This is a genomic window from Halomonas sp. 11-S5 (genome assembly GCF_029889825.1).
Classification (GTDB): Bacteria; Pseudomonadota; Gammaproteobacteria; order Pseudomonadales; family Halomonadaceae; genus Halomonas.
Window position 1 is genome coordinate 144,037 of the sequence record NZ_JARANW010000005.1, and the last position, 16,263, is coordinate 160,299.

Here is a 16,263-nt window from a genome sequence, read left to right on the forward strand (position 1 = left end):
GGGGACACAGGTCCCAGCGTCACGTCACCAACCTCAGGAGACCATCGTGATCAAGGTCGGAATCGTCGGCGGCACCGGTTACACCGGCGTCGAACTGCTCAGGCTGCTGGCCCGTCACTCCGACGTGACGGTGGATGCCATCACCTCACGCTCCGAGGCCGGCATGGCCGTCAGCGAGCTCTACCCCAACCTGCGCGGCCACTACGACGACCTGGCCTTCAGTGAGCCCGATGCCGACCGGCTGGGACGCTGCGATGCCGTGTTCTTCGCCACCCCCCACGGCGTGGCCCATGCCCTGGCCGGCGAGCTGCTCGACAGGGGCACCCGGGTCATCGACCTCTCGGCCGACTTCCGGCTGCGCGACACTGACGAGTGGGCCCGCTGGTACGGCCAGGCCCACGGCGCACCCGAGCTGCTCGGCGAGACGGTCTACGGCCTGCCCGAGGTCAACCGCGAGCGCATCCGCCAGGCACGCCTGATCGCCGTGCCCGGCTGCTATCCCACCGCCGTGCAGCTCGGCCTGCTGCCACTGCTGGAGGCGGGAGTGATCGATGCTAACCGGGTCATCGCCGACTGCAAGTCCGGCGTCACCGGGGCCGGCCGCAGCGCCAAGGTGCCCTCGCTGCTGGCCGAGGCCAGCGAGTCCATGAAGGCCTATGGCGCCTCGGGCCACCGCCATCTGCCGGAGATCCGCCAGGGACTGGCCGAAGCCGCCGGAGGCCCGGTGGGGCTGACCTTCGTGCCCCACCTGACACCGATGATCCGTGGCATCCACGCCACCCTCTACGGCCGCCTGACCGCCGACCCTGGCGATCTCCAGGCGCTCTTCGAGCGGCGCTTCGCCGATGAGCCCTTCGTCGACGTGATGCCGGCCGGCAGCCATCCCGAGACACGCAGCGTGAAGGGGGCCAACCTCTGCCGCCTGGCGGTCCACCGTCCCGGTGACGGCGACACCGTGGTGGTGCTCTCGGTGATCGACAACCTGGTCAAGGGCGCCTCGGGGCAGGCCGTGCACAACCTCAACCTGATGTTCGGCCTCGACGAGTTGGCCGGCCTCGACGCCCCGGCCATCATGCCCTGACAGCAGCCGTCAAATCTAAACTCCAAAGGGCGCCGGGAGAAGGTCGCTCTCCAACAAAGTTGACCCTTTTGCTGGGGATTGTGGATAATCCCCACTGGCAAGACATTCATCGATCCAGGGGAGGTCACCCATGAGCGGTGCCGAATCCTTCGTTCCCACCCCCTTGTTGCTCTCGGACGGGGCCCGTGCCCGTCTCGCGGCGCTCATCGAGGAACAGGGCAATCCCCGGCTCAAACTGCGGGTCTATGTCACCGGTGGTGGCTGCTCGGGCTTCCAGTACGGCTTCGACTTCGCCGATGAGGTCGCCGACGACGACACCCTCGTCGAGTTCGGCCCGGTGGCCCTGGTGGTCGACCCGCTTTCTTACCAGTACCTCGTCGGCTCCACCGTCGACTACGAGGAAGGGCTGGCTGGTGCCCGCTTCCTGGTGCAGAACCCCAACGCCACCACCACCTGCGGCTGCGGCGCCTCCTTCATGGTCTGACCGCCAGCGTTGGCTCACCGCCGACAACACGCTTTTCCCTCCACTTGACGCTTCCCCGGGAACTCGCCATGGTTTAAGGCGTACTCCACAATAAATTCTTCCATGGGGAATCGTATGAAACGCCAACTGAAGACCGCCTCCCTGGCCGCCAGCGTCGCTTTCGGGCTAGGGCTTTCCGGTATGACCAACGCCGACAACCACGTCCTCGAAGTCGTCACCGACCCGAGTTTCGTGCCCTTCGAGATGATGGACCAGGAGACCGGCGAGATGGTCGGCTTCGATATGGACATCATCAGCGAGCTGGCCGAGCGTGCCGGCTTCGAGTACAACCTGCGCACGATGGACTTCAACGGCATCATCCCCGCCGTGCAGACCGGTAACGTCGACATCGCCATCGCCGGCATCACCATCACCGAGGAGCGTGCCGAGATCGTCGACTTCTCCGACCCCTACTACGACAGCGGCTTGCGGATCCTGATCGGTGCCAACGACGACAGCGTCCAGGGGATCGAGGACCTGAAGGGCAAGAAGATCGGCACCAAGGTCGGCTCCACCAGCTACGACTTCCTCGATGAGAACCTGGGCGACGAGGCCGACATCACCCCCTATCCGGGCAGCAGCGACATGTACATGGCCCTGCTCGGCGGCAGTGTCGATGCCGTCTTCTACGATGCTCCCAACGTCGGCTACTTCTCCAAGACCCGTGGCGAGGGTCGCGTCAAGGTCGTGGGGGATCTCTACGAGGGCCAGCAGTACGGCATCGTCTTCGTCAAGGGCAGCGAGTGGGTCGAGCCCGTCAACGAGGCCCTGGCCGAGATGAAGGAAGACGGCACCTACGACGAGATCCACGCCAAGTGGTTCGGTAGCGCCAGCGGCGAATGATGCCCTTCGCCTCCTGATCGCGTGATCGCGGGGCCGGGTCGAGTGCCCGGCCCCGTTGCGTTGCGAATCCGGCACGCTCCCCCCTGTCGTCACCCCTGCGTCTTGACGGAGAAACCTTGTGGACGTCACCTTCCAATTCGACTGGCAGGCGGCCTTTGCCTCCATTCCCTTCCTGCTCAAGGGTATCCCCTATACCCTGCTGATCTCCTTCGGTGGCCTGGCCATCGGTTTCCTGATCGGCATCCTCTTCGGCCTGCTGCGCATCAGTCGCCTCGCATGGCTGAAGATCCCGGCCGTGGCCTACATCGAGATCTTCCGCGGCACCCCGGTGCTGGTGCAGGTGCTGTTCATCTTCTATGGCCTGCCGCAGCTGCTGGGCGGCCCGATCAACGCCCTGGTGGCCGGTATCGCCGCCATCGCCGTCAACTCCGGCGCCTACATCTCGGAGATCGTGCGCGGCGGCGTGCAGTCCATCGAGCGCGGCCAGCGCGAGGCAGGCCTGTCGCTAGGCCTGTCACGCCGCCAGACCTTCCGCTACATCATCTGGCCCCAGGCCTTCCGGCGCATGATCCCGTCGCTGGGTAACCAGGGCATCATCAGCATCAAGGACACCTCGCTGTTCTCGGTGATCGGGGTCGGCGAGCTGGTCCGCCAGGGCCAGGTCTATATCGCCACCACCTTCAACGCCCTGGAGGTCTACCTGATGGTCGCCCTGCTCTATCTGGCGATCACCCTGACCCTCTCGTTTGCGCTACGCCAGCTGGAGCGCAGGGGCCTGGTCGGACAATAAGGAACGCGCGACATGAACCAAGACAAGTCCCCTTCCGGCGCCGACCCCATCGTGCGCATGGACAAGGTCAACAAGCACTTCGGTGACCTACACGTGCTGAAGGACATCGACCTGGCGGTCTCCCCCGGCGAGGTCGTGGTGATCATCGGTGCCAGCGGCTCGGGCAAGTCGACACTGATCCGCTGCATCAACGGCCTCGAGGAGTTCCAGCAGGGCTATCTGGAGGTCGATGGCAGCCAACTGGTGCCCTACGGCAAGGCCTCGGCGGCGCTGCAGAAGATCCGCACCGAGGTCGGCATGGTCTTCCAGCAGTTCAACCTCTTCCCGCACCTGAGCGTGCTCGACAACGTCAGCCTGGCGCCCATGAAGGTGCGTGGCTGGAGCCGTGCGGATGCCGTCGAGACGGCCGAACGACTGCTCGAGCGGGTCGGCATCAGCGACCAGGCGGCCAAACATCCCGGACAGCTCTCCGGCGGTCAGCAGCAGCGTGTAGCCCTGGCACGTGCCCTGGCCATGGAGCCGCGCCTGATGCTGTTCGACGAGCCGACCTCGGCGCTCGACCCGGAGATGATCGGCGAGGTCCTCGATGCCATGCGTGAGCTGGCGCGAGAGGGCATGACCATGATGATCGTCACCCACGAGATGGGCTTCGCACGGGAGGTCGCCGACCGGGTGATCTTCATCCACCAGGGCGAGATCGCCGAGGAGGGCCCCCCCGAAGAGGTCCTGGATCACCCCCGCAACAAACCGACCCAGCAGTTCCTTTCGAGGGTGCTCAAGCACTGATTCTCCCTTCCTCGCAGTGTTCTGGAGAGGCCCTGTCGTTATCGACAGGGCCTTTTTTTGTCTGTGGACAGAAACTCCGGAAAACCGGACCCAATCAGCCTCTAGCTCCCGCCGTGCTGGGCAATGGACGGATCATCGCAGGTTGTTCACAGTCACGGTGACAAGCCAGGTAGGCAACGGTGGACAAGCGGTGTCCGAGTCGCGCTGTGGATAAGCAAGCTTTCCGTCCACAGGCTCCCGGCTCCTCATCCGCAGCCAGTCACCCGTCTGTCCCAACAGAAGTCAACAGCGCAAGTACTTGAAAATAATGCCACTTATATGGTTATCCACGGAAAATGTCCACACCAGTAGTTACTACAACAACAGAACTTCTCTTTATATTCTGTTTAATTGTTTATGAAGAGAGCCAGCGATCGCCGGCATGGTCAATCGGGTGTGGAAAACCCTGACGATTACCCACAGGAGGTTTATACTGGCCCGCTGATTTCCACTCCTGACTGCAATATCGGCGCCATGCGCCACGAGGTGACCCTTGGAGTATCCCGACCGCTTTGACGTCATCGTCATCGGCGGCGGCCATGCCGGAACCGAAGCCGCCCTGGCCTCGGCCCGGACGGGCTGCCGGACCCTGCTGCTGACCCACAACATCGAGACCCTCGGCCAGATGTCCTGCAATCCCGCCATCGGCGGGATCGGCAAGAGCCACCTGGTCAAGGAGATCGATGCGCTGGGCGGTGCCATGGGATTGGCAACCGACCTGGGAGGTATCCAGTTTCGCGTGCTCAATGCCCGCAAGGGGCCGGCGGTTCGGGCCACGCGGGCCCAGGCCGACCGAGTCCGCTACAAGGCCGCGATCCGCAGCATGCTGGAGAACCAGGCCAACCTGACCCTGTTCCAGCAAGCGGCGGGCGACCTGATCGTCGAGGGCGATAGCGTGCGTGGCGTGGTCACCGAGACCGGCATCCGCTTCCTGGCCGAGACCGTAGTGCTGTGCACCGGAACCTTCCTCGGCGGGGTGATCCATATCGGCCTCGACACCAGCCGTGGCGGCCGCGCCGGCGATCCACCCTCCAATGCCCTGGCCGAACGGCTGCGGTCGCTGCCGTTCAGGGTCGACCGCCTGAAGACGGGAACGCCGCCCCGGCTCGATGGCAAGAGCGTCGATTTCTCGCGCCTCGAGGAGCAACCCGGCGACAGCCCGACGCCGGTGATGTCCTACCTCGGCAACCGCGAGATGCACCCTCGCCAGGCGAGCTGTCATATCGCGCACACCAACGAGCGCACCCACGAGATCATCCTCGCCAACCTGGATCGTTCGCCGATGTACTCGGGGGTGATCGAGGGGGTCGGGCCACGCTACTGCCCGTCCATCGAGGATAAGGTGCATCGCTTCGCTGACAAGGCCAGCCACCAGGTGTTCGTCGAGCCGGAAGGGCTCGATACCCACGAGCTCTACCCCAACGGCATCTCCACCTCGCTGCCCTTCGACGTGCAGTTGCAGGTGGTTCGCTCCATCACGGGGCTGGAGAACGCCCATATCACCCGGCCGGGCTACGCCATCGAGTACGACTTCTTCGATCCCCGGGACCTGCGCCACTCGCTGGAAACGACGTTTATCCACAACCTGTATTTCGCCGGCCAGATCAATGGCACCACCGGCTACGAGGAGGCGGGTGCCCAGGGGCTGCTGGCCGGCCTCAATGCCGCTCGGCGGGCCCGTGGGTTGGAGGCCTGGTCACCGCGCCGTGACGAGGCCTACCTGGGCGTGCTGGTCGATGACTTGATCACCCTGGGGACCAAGGAGCCCTACCGCATGTTCACCTCGCGGGCCGAATACCGCCTGCTGCTGCGCGAGGACAACGCCGACATGCGGCTCACCGAGACCGGTCGCGAACTGGGACTCGTCGATGATGCCCGCTGGTCGGCCTTTGCGGCCAAGCGCGAGACGGTGGAGCGCGAGAGCGCGCGTCTCCGGGCCAGCTGGGTGCAGCCGGGGTCCCCCGCCGCCGCTCGGGTCGAGGCCAGGACCGGCACGCCGCTTTCTCGCGAATACAGCCTGATGGACCTGCTGCGGCGCCCGGAGCTCGCCTATGGCGACCTCGCCGACCTGCCCGGCATCGAGGGGGAAGCGGTCGAGGACGAGGCGGCGGCCGACCAGGTGCAGATCCAGGCCAAGTACCAGGGCTACATCGAGCGACAGCAGAATGAGATCGACAAGCTCAAGCGCCACGAGGCCACGCCGTTGCCCGATGATCTCGACTACCAGCGCGTCGAGGGGCTATCCAACGAGATTCGCCAGAAGCTCGAGGAAACGCGTCCCGAGACCCTAGCCCAGGCCGGGCGTATCTCCGGCGTGACCCCGGCGGCGGTCTCGATCCTGCTGATCCACCTCAAGAAACGCCGGCTGCTCGACGACAGCCGGGCGGCCAGCGCATGACGTCAGGCGAGCGGAGCCTCGAGGCTCGCCTGGACGGCGGGCTGGCGGCGCTGGGTATCGCCGTGGAGGGGGAGCAGCGCCATCAACTGCTGGCGCTGGTGGGACTGTTGCACAAGTGGAACCGCGCCTATAACCTCACCGCGGTACGCACGCCGGAGGAGATGGTGACCCGCCACCTCCTCGACAGTGCCGCGGTGCTGCCCTTCATCCGGGGACCGGAGCTGCTCGACGTGGGCTCGGGACCGGGCCTGCCGGGCCTGGTGCTGGCGATCCTCGAGCCGAGTCTTTCCGTCACGCTGCTCGACAGCAACGGCAAGAAGGTACGCTTCCAGCGCCAGGCCGTGATGGAGCTGGGCCTGGGCAACGTCACGCCGGTACAGGCGAGGGTCGAAGCCTTCGAGCCCATCGCCGGGGGCCATGCCCAGGTGATCTCGCGGGCCTTCTCGAGCCTGGTCGATTTCATCGCGCTGACCGCGAGCCTGGTGGCCCCCGGTGGTGAATGGCTCGCCATGAAGGGCCCCGCCGTGGATGATGAATTGGCCGAACTGCCCGAGAACATCGTCGTGGCGGCACGACACGACCTCGCGGTGCCCTACGAGAACGGCGGCCGACAGCTCGTGGTCCTTCAACACCGGGACGTGACCCAGGCCTGACACAGAGGCGTCTGTTTCCCCAGCAAGGGAGTTGCCCGTGACCAAGATCATAGCCTTGACCAACCAGAAGGGCGGCGTGGGCAAGACCACCACCGCCGTCAACCTTGCCGCCAGCCTGGCGTCCCTGGATCGCCGCGTGTTGCTGGTCGACCTGGACCCCCAGGGACATGCCACCATGGGCAGCGGCGCCGACAAGCATGATCTGGATGGCAGCGTGCTCGACGTGGTGCTGGGCGAGAAGCGGCCCACCGAGGTGATCCTCGATTGTCCGCAGGCGGGCTATGCGCTGCTGCCCGGCAACGGCGATCTGACCGCCGCCGAGGTCGAGCTGCTCGACCGCCGTGAGGGGCGCGAGCGCTGCCTGGTCAAGGCCCTGGAGGAGGTGGCCGGCGAATATGACGTGGTGCTGATCGACTGTCCGCCGTCGCTGAACATGCTCACCGTCAATGCCCTGACCGCCGCCGACGGCGTGCTGATCCCCTTGCAGTGCGAGTTCTACGCCCTGGAAGGGCTGTCGGCGCTGCTCGACACCGTGGAGCAGATCAAGGATAGCGTGAATCCCCAGATCGAGATCTATGGGATCCTGCGCACCATGTTCGATGCTCGCAACAGCCTGACCCGCGACATCAGCAAGCAGCTGCGCGACTACTTCGGCGATGCACTGCTCAAGACCACGATCCCGCGCAATGTGCGGGTCGCCGAGGCCCCGAGCCACGGGTTGCCGGTGACCAAGTATGCCCGCTTCTCGCGCGGCAGCCAGGCCCACCGGGTGCTGGCCAAGGAACTGATCCGGCGCCTGTCGTTGTAGGCCGGCCGCCGAATACCGCAGGTAGTGATGAGGGAATGTCGATGACGCGTAAACGCGCCCTGGGACGCGGCCTGGATGCCCTGATCGGTGCCAATGCCCGCCGTCGTGAAAGCCTTGACCTGCCCGAGGTCGATACGAGCGAGGCCACGCCGGTCGCGGAATCGCCGGAGAGCCCCGCCGAGGAGCGCCTCGAACGGCTGCCACTGGGGCAGCTCACCCGCGGCAAGTACCAGCCGCGTCGTGACATCCAGCCCGAGGCCCTCGAGGAGCTGGCCGATTCGATTCGTGCCCAGGGCGTGATGCAGCCCATCGTGGTCCGTCCCGTCGGCGAGGCGCGCTACGAGATCATCGCCGGCGAGCGTCGCTGGCGCGCCGCCCAGCTTGCCGAGCTCGACATGATCCCCGCGGTGATCCGCGAGGTCAGCGACGAGGTGGCCCTGGCGCTGGCGCTGATCGAGAACATTCAGCGCGAGGACCTTAACCCCGTCGAGGAGGCGATGGCCCTCAAGCAGCTACTCGAGGAGTTCGCCCTCACCCAGCAGCAGGTGGCCGATGCCGTGGGCCGTTCCCGTGCCCAGGTGGCCAACCTGCTGCGGCTGCTGACGCTGGACCCCGAGGTACAGACGCTGCTCGAACGCGGTGACCTGGACATGGGCCACGCCCGGGCGCTGCTGGCCCTCTCCGGGGCGCATCAGCGCAAGGCCGCTCATGAGGTGGTCAACAAGGATCTCACGGTCCGTGACACCGAAGCGCTGGTCAAGCGCCTGGCCAACGGGGAGCCCGCCAAGCCGCGGCGCGAGGCGCCGTCCGCGGACGTGGCCGGCCTCGAGACGCGACTCGCCGAGGTGCTTGGGGCGCCGGTGAAGATCCAGCACGGGCGGGGCGGCAAGGGACGGGTGACCATCCGCTACGCCAGCCTCGATGAGCTCGATGGCATCCTCGAGCACATCCGCTGACCGATGGTGTGACCGGTAGTGCGAGTCTCTTCGCACGCTAAGCATAGTGGCCGAATTTATCGACATTTAGTCGTAGACCAATGCGATATCGCGCGCGTTGGCGGCTTTCTTGGTTGAAGCCTGGTGGGGGCTTCCCTATAATCGCGCCGGACTGTCCAATGGCGCTGCCCTGGTGGTCATGGGGTACTTCAAGGCGCAGTGACGTGGCAACTTCAGGGGTAAGCCGATGGCAGCCAGCATCAAGCCTCCACGCTTCCAGAACCTGCTTCTGGCCCAGCTGGTCACGGCCAGCCTGATGACGAGTTTCGGTGCATGGCTAGGTGGTGTGCCGGTTGCCATGTCGGCATTGCTTGGTGGGGCGGTGGCCTTGCTTCCCAACGCCTATTTTGCCTGGCGCATGTTCCGCTACCAGGGCGCTCGGTACACGAAACAGATCGTCAACAGCTTCTACAAGGCTGAGTCTGGAAAGTTTGGTTTGACGGCGGCATTGTTCACATTGGTGTTCATCTCAGTGCCCCCCTCTAACCCCGCTTTCTTCTTTGGCGCATACGTGGTGACGCTGTTCGCGCACTGGCTGAGTCCCTGGCTGATGCAGCGTCCGTCACACACCTGAAATCGAGGCAGCTCATGGCAGGCAACAATCCGACTCCCACGGAGTATATCCAGCACCACCTGCAGAACCTGACCTTCGGGTACCACCCGGAAAACGGTTGGTCGATTGCCCATTCCGCCCAGGAGGCCTCCGATATGGGGTTCTGGGCCCTGCATCTCGACACCCTGGGCTGGTCCATCGGTCTCGGTTTGGTGTTCCTGTGGCTGTTTCGAAAGGTTGGCAAGGCCGCAACCACAGGGATTCCGGGCGGGGTGCAGAACTTTGTCGAGCTGATGGTCGAGTTCGTCGACAACTCCGTGAAGGACACCTTCCACGGCAACAGCAAGCTGGTCGCGCCGCTGGCACTGACGATCTTCTGCTGGGTCTTCCTGATGAACCTGATGGACCTGGTGCCGGTGGACTTCCTGCCGATGCTGGCCCAGAAGGTGGGGGTCATGTTCGGGGCTGATCCCGCGCACGTCTACTTCAAGGTGGTGCCGACCACCGATGTCAACGCCACCCTGGGCATGGCACTGTCGGTCTTCGCCCTGCTCATCTTCTACACCATCCGCGAGAAGGGTTTCTCGGGCTTCATCGGCGAGCTGACCCTGCACCCGTTCAACTCCCCGAACAAGTTGGTGCAGGCGCTGTTCGTGCCGGTCAACTTCCTGCTCGAGACGGTGACCCTGATCGCCAAGCCGATTTCACTGGCACTGCGTCTTTTCGGCAATCTCTATGCCGGCGAACTGATCTTCATCCTGATCGCGATGATCGGTCTCTGGCAGCTGCCCCTGCACTTCACCTGGGCGGTGTTCCATATCCTGGTCATCACCCTGCAAGCCTTCATCTTCATGATGCTGACCATCGTCTATCTTGCGATGGCGGTTGAAAAGCACTGACCATCTCTCAACCTGCTAGACCATCAACCCATAAACCACTCGACTGAAACTGGAGAACCACCATGGAAGCACAAGTTTTGGGTCTGACCGCGATCGCCGTGTCCCTGCTGATCGGCCTGGGTGCCCTCGGCACCGCTATCGGCTTCGGTATCCTGGGCGGCAAGTTCCTGGAAGGCGCCGCACGCCAGCCGGAAATGATCCCGATGCTGCAGGTCAAGATGTTCATCGTCGCCGGCCTGCTGGACGCCGTGACCATGATCGGTGTGGGTATCGCGCTGTTCTTCACCTTCGCCAACCCGTTTGTCGGTTAACGCACGACGGTCGCAAGACCCGTCGTGACGATAACCCCAAACCTGTGACGCGAGAGGTGCTGGCGTGAACCTGAACCTAACCCTGATCGGCCAGGCTATCGCCTTTGCGTTCTTCGTCTGGTTCTGCATGAAGTTTGTCTGGCCTCCGGTCACGCAGGCTCTGCAGGAACGTCAGAAGAAGATCGCCGATGGCCTGGATGCTGCCAGCCGTGCATCACGCGATCTCGAACTGGCCGAAGAACAGGTCAATGAGACGCTGCGTGAGAGCAAGGAGCAGGCGGCCGAAATCCTGGAGCAGGCCCACAAGCGGTCCAACCAGATGATCGACGAGGCACGTGAGCAGGCCCGCCAGGAAGGCGAGCGCATGATCACTAGCGCCAAGTCCGAGATTGAGCAGGAAGTGAACCGCGCGAAGGATGAGCTGCGTGTACAGGTATCGCGACTCGCCATCTTGGGTGCGGAGCGAATCCTGGAATCCTCCATCGACGAGAAGCAACACGGCAAGCTCGTCGACAAACTCGCCAAAGAGCTTTGAGGAGGTGACCCATGGCGGAAACGTCTACCGTCGCGCGACCTTACGCCAAGGCGGCCTTCGAGTACGCTGTTGCGCAGAAGTCGTTGGATGACTGGGCAGGGATGCTGGAGACCGCGGCGCTTGTCGTCGAAGACGACGACATGCAACGCCGCGTGCTCGGCAACCCGAGCCTGTCGAGCACCCAAAAGGCCGATGTGGTCGTCGATGTCTGTGGCGACGCCATGAGCGACGCCGTCCGCAATTTCCTGCGGCTCGTCGGCCAAAAGGGCCGCCTGGCGGCCCTGCCGGCCATCGCCGAGCAGTTTGCGCTGCTCAAGGCCCAGCAGGAGAAGCGCATGGACGTGAATATCGTCTCTGCCTTCCCGCTGGACGATGCGCAGCAGGACAAGCTCGCGAGTGCACTGGCCAAGCGTCTGAACCGCGAAATCTCCATTACCACTCAGGTGGATTCCACCCTCCTGGGAGGCGTCATCCTGCGCGCCGGCGACACCGTCATCGACGGGTCGGTACGTGGTCGATTGAACCGCCTCCACGAGGCCCTTTCCGCCTGAGTTTGAGGGACATGGCATGCAGCAACTGAATCCTTCCGAGATCAGCGACATCATCAAGCAGCGTATCGAGAAGCTGGATGTCGCATCCGAATCCCGCAATCAGGGCACCATCGTCAGCGTTTCCGACGGCATCGTGAAAGTGCACGGCCTCGAGGACGCGATGTTCGGTGAAATGATCGAGTTCCCCGGCAGCATCTTCGGCATGGTGCTCAACCTCGAGCGCGATAACGTCGGCGTCGTGGTCCTTGGCGATTACCTGCAGCTCGAAGAGGGCATGACCGCCCAGTGTACCGGGCGCATCCTCGAGGTGCCGGTGGGTCCCGAACTGGCCGGCCGCGTGGTCGACGCCCTGGGCAACCCCATCGACGGCAAGGGCGACCTCAATACCAAGCTGACCGACGCAGTGGAAAAGGTCGCCCCCGGTGTCATCACTCGTCAGTCCGTCGACGAGCCGATTCAGACCGGCTTCAAGTCCATCGACGCCATGGTGCCGATCGGCCGAGGCCAGCGTGAGCTGATCATCGGCGACCGCCAGATCGGCAAGTCGGCCATTGCCATCGATGCCATCATCAACCAGAAAGGCAAGGGCGTCACCTGCGTCTACGTGGCCATCGGCCAGAAGCAGTCGACCATTGCCAACGTGGTGCGCAAGCTCGAGGAGCACGGCGCCATGGAACACACCATCGTGGTCGCCGCCGGTGCCGCCGATCCGGCCCCGATGCAGTTTCTCGCCGCCTACTCCGGCTGCACCATGGGCGAGTACTTCCGCGACCGCGGTGAAGACGCGATGATCGTCTACGATGATCTGTCCAAGCAGGCCGTGGCCTATCGCCAGGTCTCCCTGCTGCTGCGCCGTCCGCCCGGCCGCGAGGCCTTCCCGGGTGACGTCTTCTACCTCCACTCCCGCCTGCTCGAGCGTGCCGCGCGCGTCAATGTCGACTACGTCGAGAAGTTCACCAATGGCGAGGTGAAGGGCAAGACCGGCTCGCTGACGGCCCTGCCGATCATCGAGACCCAGGGCGGTGACGTTTCGGCCTTCGTGCCGACCAACGTGATCTCCATCACCGACGGTCAGATCTTCCTCGAGACCGACCTGTTCAACTCAGGCATCCGCCCGGCGATCAACGCCGGCCTCTCGGTGTCCCGTGTCGGTGGCTCGGCCCAGACCAAGATCATCAAGAAGCTCGGCGGCAGCGTGCGTCTGGCCTTGGCCCAGTACCGTGAACTGGCGGCCTTCGCCCAGTTCGCCTCCGACCTGGACGAGGCTACCCGCAAGCAGCTCGAGCATGGTCAGCGCGTCACCGAGTTGATGAAGCAGAATCAGTACTCGCCGATGTCCGTGGCCGAGATGGCCCTCTCCCTGTACGCCGCCAACGAGGGCTACCTGGAGGATGTCGAGGTCAACAAGGTGCTGGACTTCGAGCGTTCGCTGCAGGACTTCATGAAGTCCGAGCACGCCGATCTGCTCGACACGATCAACCAGTCCGGCGACTACAGTGACGAGATCAAGGATGGTTTGAAGCAGGGTCTCGAGAAGTTCAAGGCCACTCAGAGCTGGTAATGCCGACGGCCTGCTCCTCCGGGGCGGGCCCTGGAGCTTTCTGAGGGCCACGAACGATAAGGTAGATCGCTATGGCAGCTGCAAAAGAGATACGCACCCAGATCGGGAGCATCAAGAACACGCAGAAGATCACCAGCGCCATGGAAATGGTGGCTGCGTCGAAGATGCGCAAGGCACAGGACCGGATGAAGGCCAGCCAGCCCTATGCCAAGCAGATCCGCAACGTCGTGGGCCATGTCGCCGATGCCAACCCGGAGTACAAGCATCCGTGGATGGACAAGCGCGAGGTCAAGCGGGTCGGCTACATCGTGGTCTCCTCCGACCGCGGGTTGTGCGGTGGCCTCAACGTCAACCTGTTCAAGTCCGTGGTGAAGGATGCCAAGGCCCAGCGTGACCAGGGCGCGGAACTCGACTTCTGTGCCTTGGGCAGCAAGGCCACCAGCTTCTTTCGCAAGTTTGGCGGCAACCTCGTCGCGGCCAAGAGTGGCCTGGGCGAGGCGCCCGATGCGGAGGACCTGATCGGCAGCGCGAAGGTCATGCTGGATGCCTATGACGAGGGCCAGCTGGACCGCCTGTACGTGGTGTATAACGAGTTCGTCAACACCATGACCCAGAAGCCGGTGGTTCGCCAGCTGCTGCCCCTGTCCGCCGAGATGGGGGCGGAAGCGTCCAACGAGGAAAACAAGCGTCCCGGTAGCTGGGACTACCTGTATGAGCCGGATGCCAAGGCGCTGCTGGATAGCCTGTTGGTGCGTTTCGTCGAGGCGCAGGTCTATCAGGCGGTGGTCGAGAACGTGGCCTGCGAGCAGGCCGCTCGCATGATCGCCATGAAGAGTGCCACCGACAACGCCGGCAATCTGATCGACGACCTGGAGCTGGTGTACAACAAGGCCCGTCAGGCGGCCATTACCCAGGAAATCTCCGAGATCGTCGGTGGCGCCGCCGCCGTTTAGCGTCGGGGAGGGCAATGCCCTCCCGGCAAGCAGGTTTCATTTGCAGGTATTTGAGAGGAACCAAGATGAGCGGACGTATCGTACAAATCATCGGCGCGGTGATTGACGTAGAGTTTCCGCGGGACGATGTGCCCAAGGTCTACGACGCGCTGAAGGTCTCGGACACCGGGACCGTTCTCGAGACTCAGCAGCAGCTGGGTGACGGCGTGGTGCGCACCATCGCCATGGGCACGACCGAAGGCCTCAAGCGGGGCCTGGAGGTCACCGGTACCGGTGCCGCTATCTCCGTGCCGGTGGGCAAGGCGACCCTGGGCCGCATCATGAACGTGCTGGGCGAGCCCATCGACGAGGCGGGCGAGATCGGTGAGGACGAGCGCATGCCGATCCACCGCAAGGCGCCGGGCTACGCCGACCAGGCGGCCTCCAACGAGCTGCTCGAGACCGGCATCAAGGTCATCGACCTGGTCTGCCCGTTCGCCAAGGGCGGCAAGGTCGGCCTGTTCGGCGGCGCCGGCGTGGGCAAGACCGTCAACATGATGGAGCTGATCCGCAACATCGCCACCGAGCACAGCGGCTATTCGGTGTTCGCGGGGGTCGGCGAGCGTACCCGTGAGGGTAACGACTTCTATCACGAGATGACCGAGTCCAACGTCATCGACAAGGTGTCGCTGGTCTACGGTCAGATGAACGAGCCGCCCGGCAACCGCCTGCGCGTGGCCTTGACCGGCCTGACCATCGCCGAAAAGTTCCGCGATGAAGGCCGCGACGTGCTGCTGTTCATCGACAACATCTACCGCTATACCCTGGCCGGTACCGAGGTCTCTGCCCTGCTGGGCCGGATGCCCTCCGCAGTGGGCTACCAGCCGACCCTGGCCGAGGAGATGGGTGTGCTCCAGGAGCGCATCACCTCCACCAAGACCGGCTCGATCACCTCCGTGCAGGCCGTCTACGTGCCCGCGGACGACCTGACCGACCCGTCGCCGGCGACCACCTTCTCGCACCTGGACGCCACCGTGGTACTGGCGCGCTCGATCGCCGAGCTGGGGATCTATCCGGCCATCGACCCGCTGGACTCCACTTCGCGTCAGCTCGACCCGCTGGTCGTCGGCGAGGAGCACTACAACATCGCCCGTGGCGTGCAGAACGTGCTGCAGCGCTACAAGGAGCTCAAGGATATCATCGCGATCCTGGGCATGGATGAATTGTCCGACGAGGACAAGTTGTCCGTTTACCGGGCGCGCAAGATCCAGCGTTTCCTGTCGCAGCCATTCTTCGTGGCCGAGGTGTTCACCGGGGCGCCCGGCAAGTACGTGTCCCTGAAAGACACCATCCGTGGCTTCCAGGGCATCCTCGACGGCGAGTACGACGAGCTACCGGAGCAGGCCTTCTACATGGTGGGGACTATCGACGAAGCCGTCGAGAAAGCCAACCAGATGAAGTAATCCCTCCACCTGGGAGACGTCATAATGACGAAAAGCTTCAAGTGCGAGATCGTCAGCGCCGAGTCATCGATCTACTCCGGCACCGCCGAGCAGATCGTGGCAGCCGGTCGCATGGGGGATCTCGGGATCCTGGCCGGCCACGCCCCGCTGCTCACCGAGCTATCGCCGGGTCCGGTACGGATCGTCCATGGCGGAGGTGAGGAAGATCACTTCTACGTCTCGGGCGGCTTCCTCGAGGTGCAGCCCGATGTGGTCACCGTGCTGGCGGACACCGCCGTGCGTGCCGACGACCTGGATGAGGCCGCGGCCGAGGAGGCCCGCCAGCAGGCGCTGAAGGTCATGAGCGACAAGTCCGCTGAGCTCGACTACAGCCGCGCCTCGGCCGAACTGGCCGAAGCCATGGCGCAGCTGCGTACGATTCAGCAACTGCGCAAGAAGGCCGGCAAGGGCTGATCCAGCCTCGTGCCGTCGACTGCGCCCCCCGCACCCAGCGTCCGGGGGGCGTTGTCGTTCCTGGCCAGTGCCTGACCCTTCCTCGCTTT

The 16,263-nt window shown here is 64.2% G+C and carries 18 protein-coding genes; all 18 read left to right on the forward strand.

Annotation, left to right across the window (positions count from 1 at the left end; all coding sequences use genetic code 11):
* Nucleotides 1–46 precede the first annotated feature (46 nt).
* The 18 genes from argC (at nt 47) to OP497_RS06195 (ending at nt 16,174) form a co-directional block, all read left to right on the forward strand.
* The gene (argC, locus tag OP497_RS06110) at nt 47–1,081 is read left to right on the forward strand and encodes an N-acetyl-gamma-glutamyl-phosphate reductase (RefSeq protein WP_280547219.1); all 1,035 of its coding nucleotides are present in this window, start codon (nt 47–49) and stop codon (nt 1,079–1,081) included.
* 130 nt (nt 1,082–1,211) lie between these two features.
* Nucleotides 1,212–1,565, forward strand: a complete 354-nt coding sequence (gene erpA, locus OP497_RS06115; protein ID WP_280547220.1) for an iron-sulfur cluster insertion protein ErpA — start codon at nt 1,212–1,214, stop codon at nt 1,563–1,565.
* 114 nt (nt 1,566–1,679) lie between these two features.
* Nucleotides 1,680–2,447 carry a transporter substrate-binding domain-containing protein gene (locus tag OP497_RS06120; RefSeq protein WP_280547221.1) on the forward strand — a complete coding sequence of 256 codons (768 nt, stop codon included), beginning with the start codon at nt 1,680–1,682 and terminating at the stop codon, nt 2,445–2,447.
* A 118-nt stretch (nt 2,448–2,565) separates the two neighbouring features.
* Nucleotides 2,566–3,237, forward strand: a complete 672-nt coding sequence (locus OP497_RS06125) for an amino acid ABC transporter permease (RefSeq protein WP_280547222.1) — start codon at nt 2,566–2,568, stop codon at nt 3,235–3,237.
* 12 nt (nt 3,238–3,249) lie between these two features.
* A complete protein-coding gene (locus tag OP497_RS06130; RefSeq protein ID WP_280547223.1) occupies nt 3,250–4,023 on the forward strand; it encodes an amino acid ABC transporter ATP-binding protein in 774 nt (257 codons plus the stop codon).
* Nucleotides 4,024–4,555: 532 nt separating this feature from the next.
* Nucleotides 4,556–6,460, forward strand: coding sequence for a tRNA uridine-5-carboxymethylaminomethyl(34) synthesis enzyme MnmG (gene mnmG / locus OP497_RS06135; protein ID WP_280547224.1), 1,905 nt, complete (start codon nt 4,556–4,558; stop codon nt 6,458–6,460).
* Complete coding sequence (gene rsmG / locus OP497_RS06140) at nt 6,457–7,113, forward strand: 16S rRNA (guanine(527)-N(7))-methyltransferase RsmG (RefSeq protein WP_280547226.1); 657 nt, start codon at nt 6,457–6,459, stop codon at nt 7,111–7,113. The genes mnmG and rsmG overlap by 4 nt, the downstream gene beginning before the upstream one ends.
* Before the next feature lie 37 nt (nt 7,114–7,150).
* The gene (locus OP497_RS06145; RefSeq protein ID WP_280547227.1) at nt 7,151–7,921 is read left to right on the forward strand and encodes a ParA family protein; all 771 of its coding nucleotides are present in this window, start codon (nt 7,151–7,153) and stop codon (nt 7,919–7,921) included.
* A gap of 41 nt (nt 7,922–7,962) precedes the next feature.
* On the forward strand, nt 7,963–8,877 hold the full coding sequence (locus OP497_RS06150; protein WP_280547229.1) for a ParB/RepB/Spo0J family partition protein: 915 nt from the start codon (nt 7,963–7,965) through the stop codon (nt 8,875–8,877).
* Nucleotides 8,878–9,103: 226 nt separating this feature from the next.
* The gene (locus OP497_RS06155; RefSeq protein WP_280547230.1) at nt 9,104–9,490 is read left to right on the forward strand and encodes an ATP synthase subunit I; all 387 of its coding nucleotides are present in this window, start codon (nt 9,104–9,106) and stop codon (nt 9,488–9,490) included.
* A gap of 14 nt (nt 9,491–9,504) precedes the next feature.
* The gene (gene atpB / locus OP497_RS06160) at nt 9,505–10,368 is read left to right on the forward strand and encodes a F0F1 ATP synthase subunit A (RefSeq protein ID WP_280547232.1); all 864 of its coding nucleotides are present in this window, start codon (nt 9,505–9,507) and stop codon (nt 10,366–10,368) included.
* Nucleotides 10,369–10,430: 62 nt separating this feature from the next.
* Nucleotides 10,431–10,679 (forward strand): F0F1 ATP synthase subunit C, encoded by a 249-nt coding sequence (gene atpE, locus OP497_RS06165; protein ID WP_071943354.1) that lies wholly within the window; start codon nt 10,431–10,433, stop codon nt 10,677–10,679.
* 64 nt (nt 10,680–10,743) lie between these two features.
* Complete coding sequence (locus OP497_RS06170; protein ID WP_280547233.1) at nt 10,744–11,214, forward strand: F0F1 ATP synthase subunit B; 471 nt, start codon at nt 10,744–10,746, stop codon at nt 11,212–11,214.
* 11 nt (nt 11,215–11,225) lie between these two features.
* A complete protein-coding gene (locus OP497_RS06175; protein ID WP_280547234.1) occupies nt 11,226–11,765 on the forward strand; it encodes a F0F1 ATP synthase subunit delta in 540 nt (179 codons plus the stop codon).
* A 16-nt stretch (nt 11,766–11,781) separates the two neighbouring features.
* Nucleotides 11,782–13,326, forward strand: coding sequence for a F0F1 ATP synthase subunit alpha (atpA, locus tag OP497_RS06180; RefSeq protein WP_280547236.1), 1,545 nt, complete (start codon nt 11,782–11,784; stop codon nt 13,324–13,326).
* 71 nt (nt 13,327–13,397) lie between these two features.
* Nucleotides 13,398–14,279, forward strand: coding sequence for a F0F1 ATP synthase subunit gamma (gene atpG, locus OP497_RS06185; protein WP_280547237.1), 882 nt, complete (start codon nt 13,398–13,400; stop codon nt 14,277–14,279).
* A 65-nt stretch (nt 14,280–14,344) separates the two neighbouring features.
* Entirely contained in the window at nt 14,345–15,721 is a 1,377-nt protein-coding gene (gene atpD / locus OP497_RS06190; RefSeq protein ID WP_280547238.1) for a F0F1 ATP synthase subunit beta, read from the forward strand.
* 24 nt (nt 15,722–15,745) lie between these two features.
* Nucleotides 15,746–16,174, forward strand: coding sequence for a F0F1 ATP synthase subunit epsilon (locus tag OP497_RS06195; RefSeq protein ID WP_280547240.1), 429 nt, complete (start codon nt 15,746–15,748; stop codon nt 16,172–16,174).
* Nucleotides 16,175–16,263: the final 89 nt, after the last annotated feature.

Coding starts and splice junctions, on each gene's coding strand:
- OP497_RS06195 (WP_280547240.1), top strand. CDS start 15,746: ATGACGAAAAGCTTCAAGTGCGAGATCGTCAGCGCCGAGTCATCGATC.
- atpB (WP_280547232.1), top strand. CDS start 9,505: ATGGCAGGCAACAATCCGACTCCCACGGAGTATATCCAGCACCACCTG.
- atpD (WP_280547238.1), top strand. CDS start 14,345: ATGAGCGGACGTATCGTACAAATCATCGGCGCGGTGATTGACGTAGAG.
- atpG (WP_280547237.1), top strand. CDS start 13,398: ATGGCAGCTGCAAAAGAGATACGCACCCAGATCGGGAGCATCAAGAAC.
- OP497_RS06155 (WP_280547230.1), top strand. CDS start 9,104: ATGGCAGCCAGCATCAAGCCTCCACGCTTCCAGAACCTGCTTCTGGCC.
- OP497_RS06175 (WP_280547234.1), top strand. CDS start 11,226: ATGGCGGAAACGTCTACCGTCGCGCGACCTTACGCCAAGGCGGCCTTC.
- OP497_RS06150 (WP_280547229.1), top strand. CDS start 7,963: ATGACGCGTAAACGCGCCCTGGGACGCGGCCTGGATGCCCTGATCGGT.
- OP497_RS06130 (WP_280547223.1), top strand. CDS start 3,250: ATGAACCAAGACAAGTCCCCTTCCGGCGCCGACCCCATCGTGCGCATG.
- rsmG (WP_280547226.1), top strand. CDS start 6,457: ATGACGTCAGGCGAGCGGAGCCTCGAGGCTCGCCTGGACGGCGGGCTG.
- atpE (WP_071943354.1), top strand. CDS start 10,431: ATGGAAGCACAAGTTTTGGGTCTGACCGCGATCGCCGTGTCCCTGCTG.
- OP497_RS06120 (WP_280547221.1), top strand. CDS start 1,680: ATGAAACGCCAACTGAAGACCGCCTCCCTGGCCGCCAGCGTCGCTTTC.
- erpA (WP_280547220.1), top strand. CDS start 1,212: ATGAGCGGTGCCGAATCCTTCGTTCCCACCCCCTTGTTGCTCTCGGAC.
- atpA (WP_280547236.1), top strand. CDS start 11,782: ATGCAGCAACTGAATCCTTCCGAGATCAGCGACATCATCAAGCAGCGT.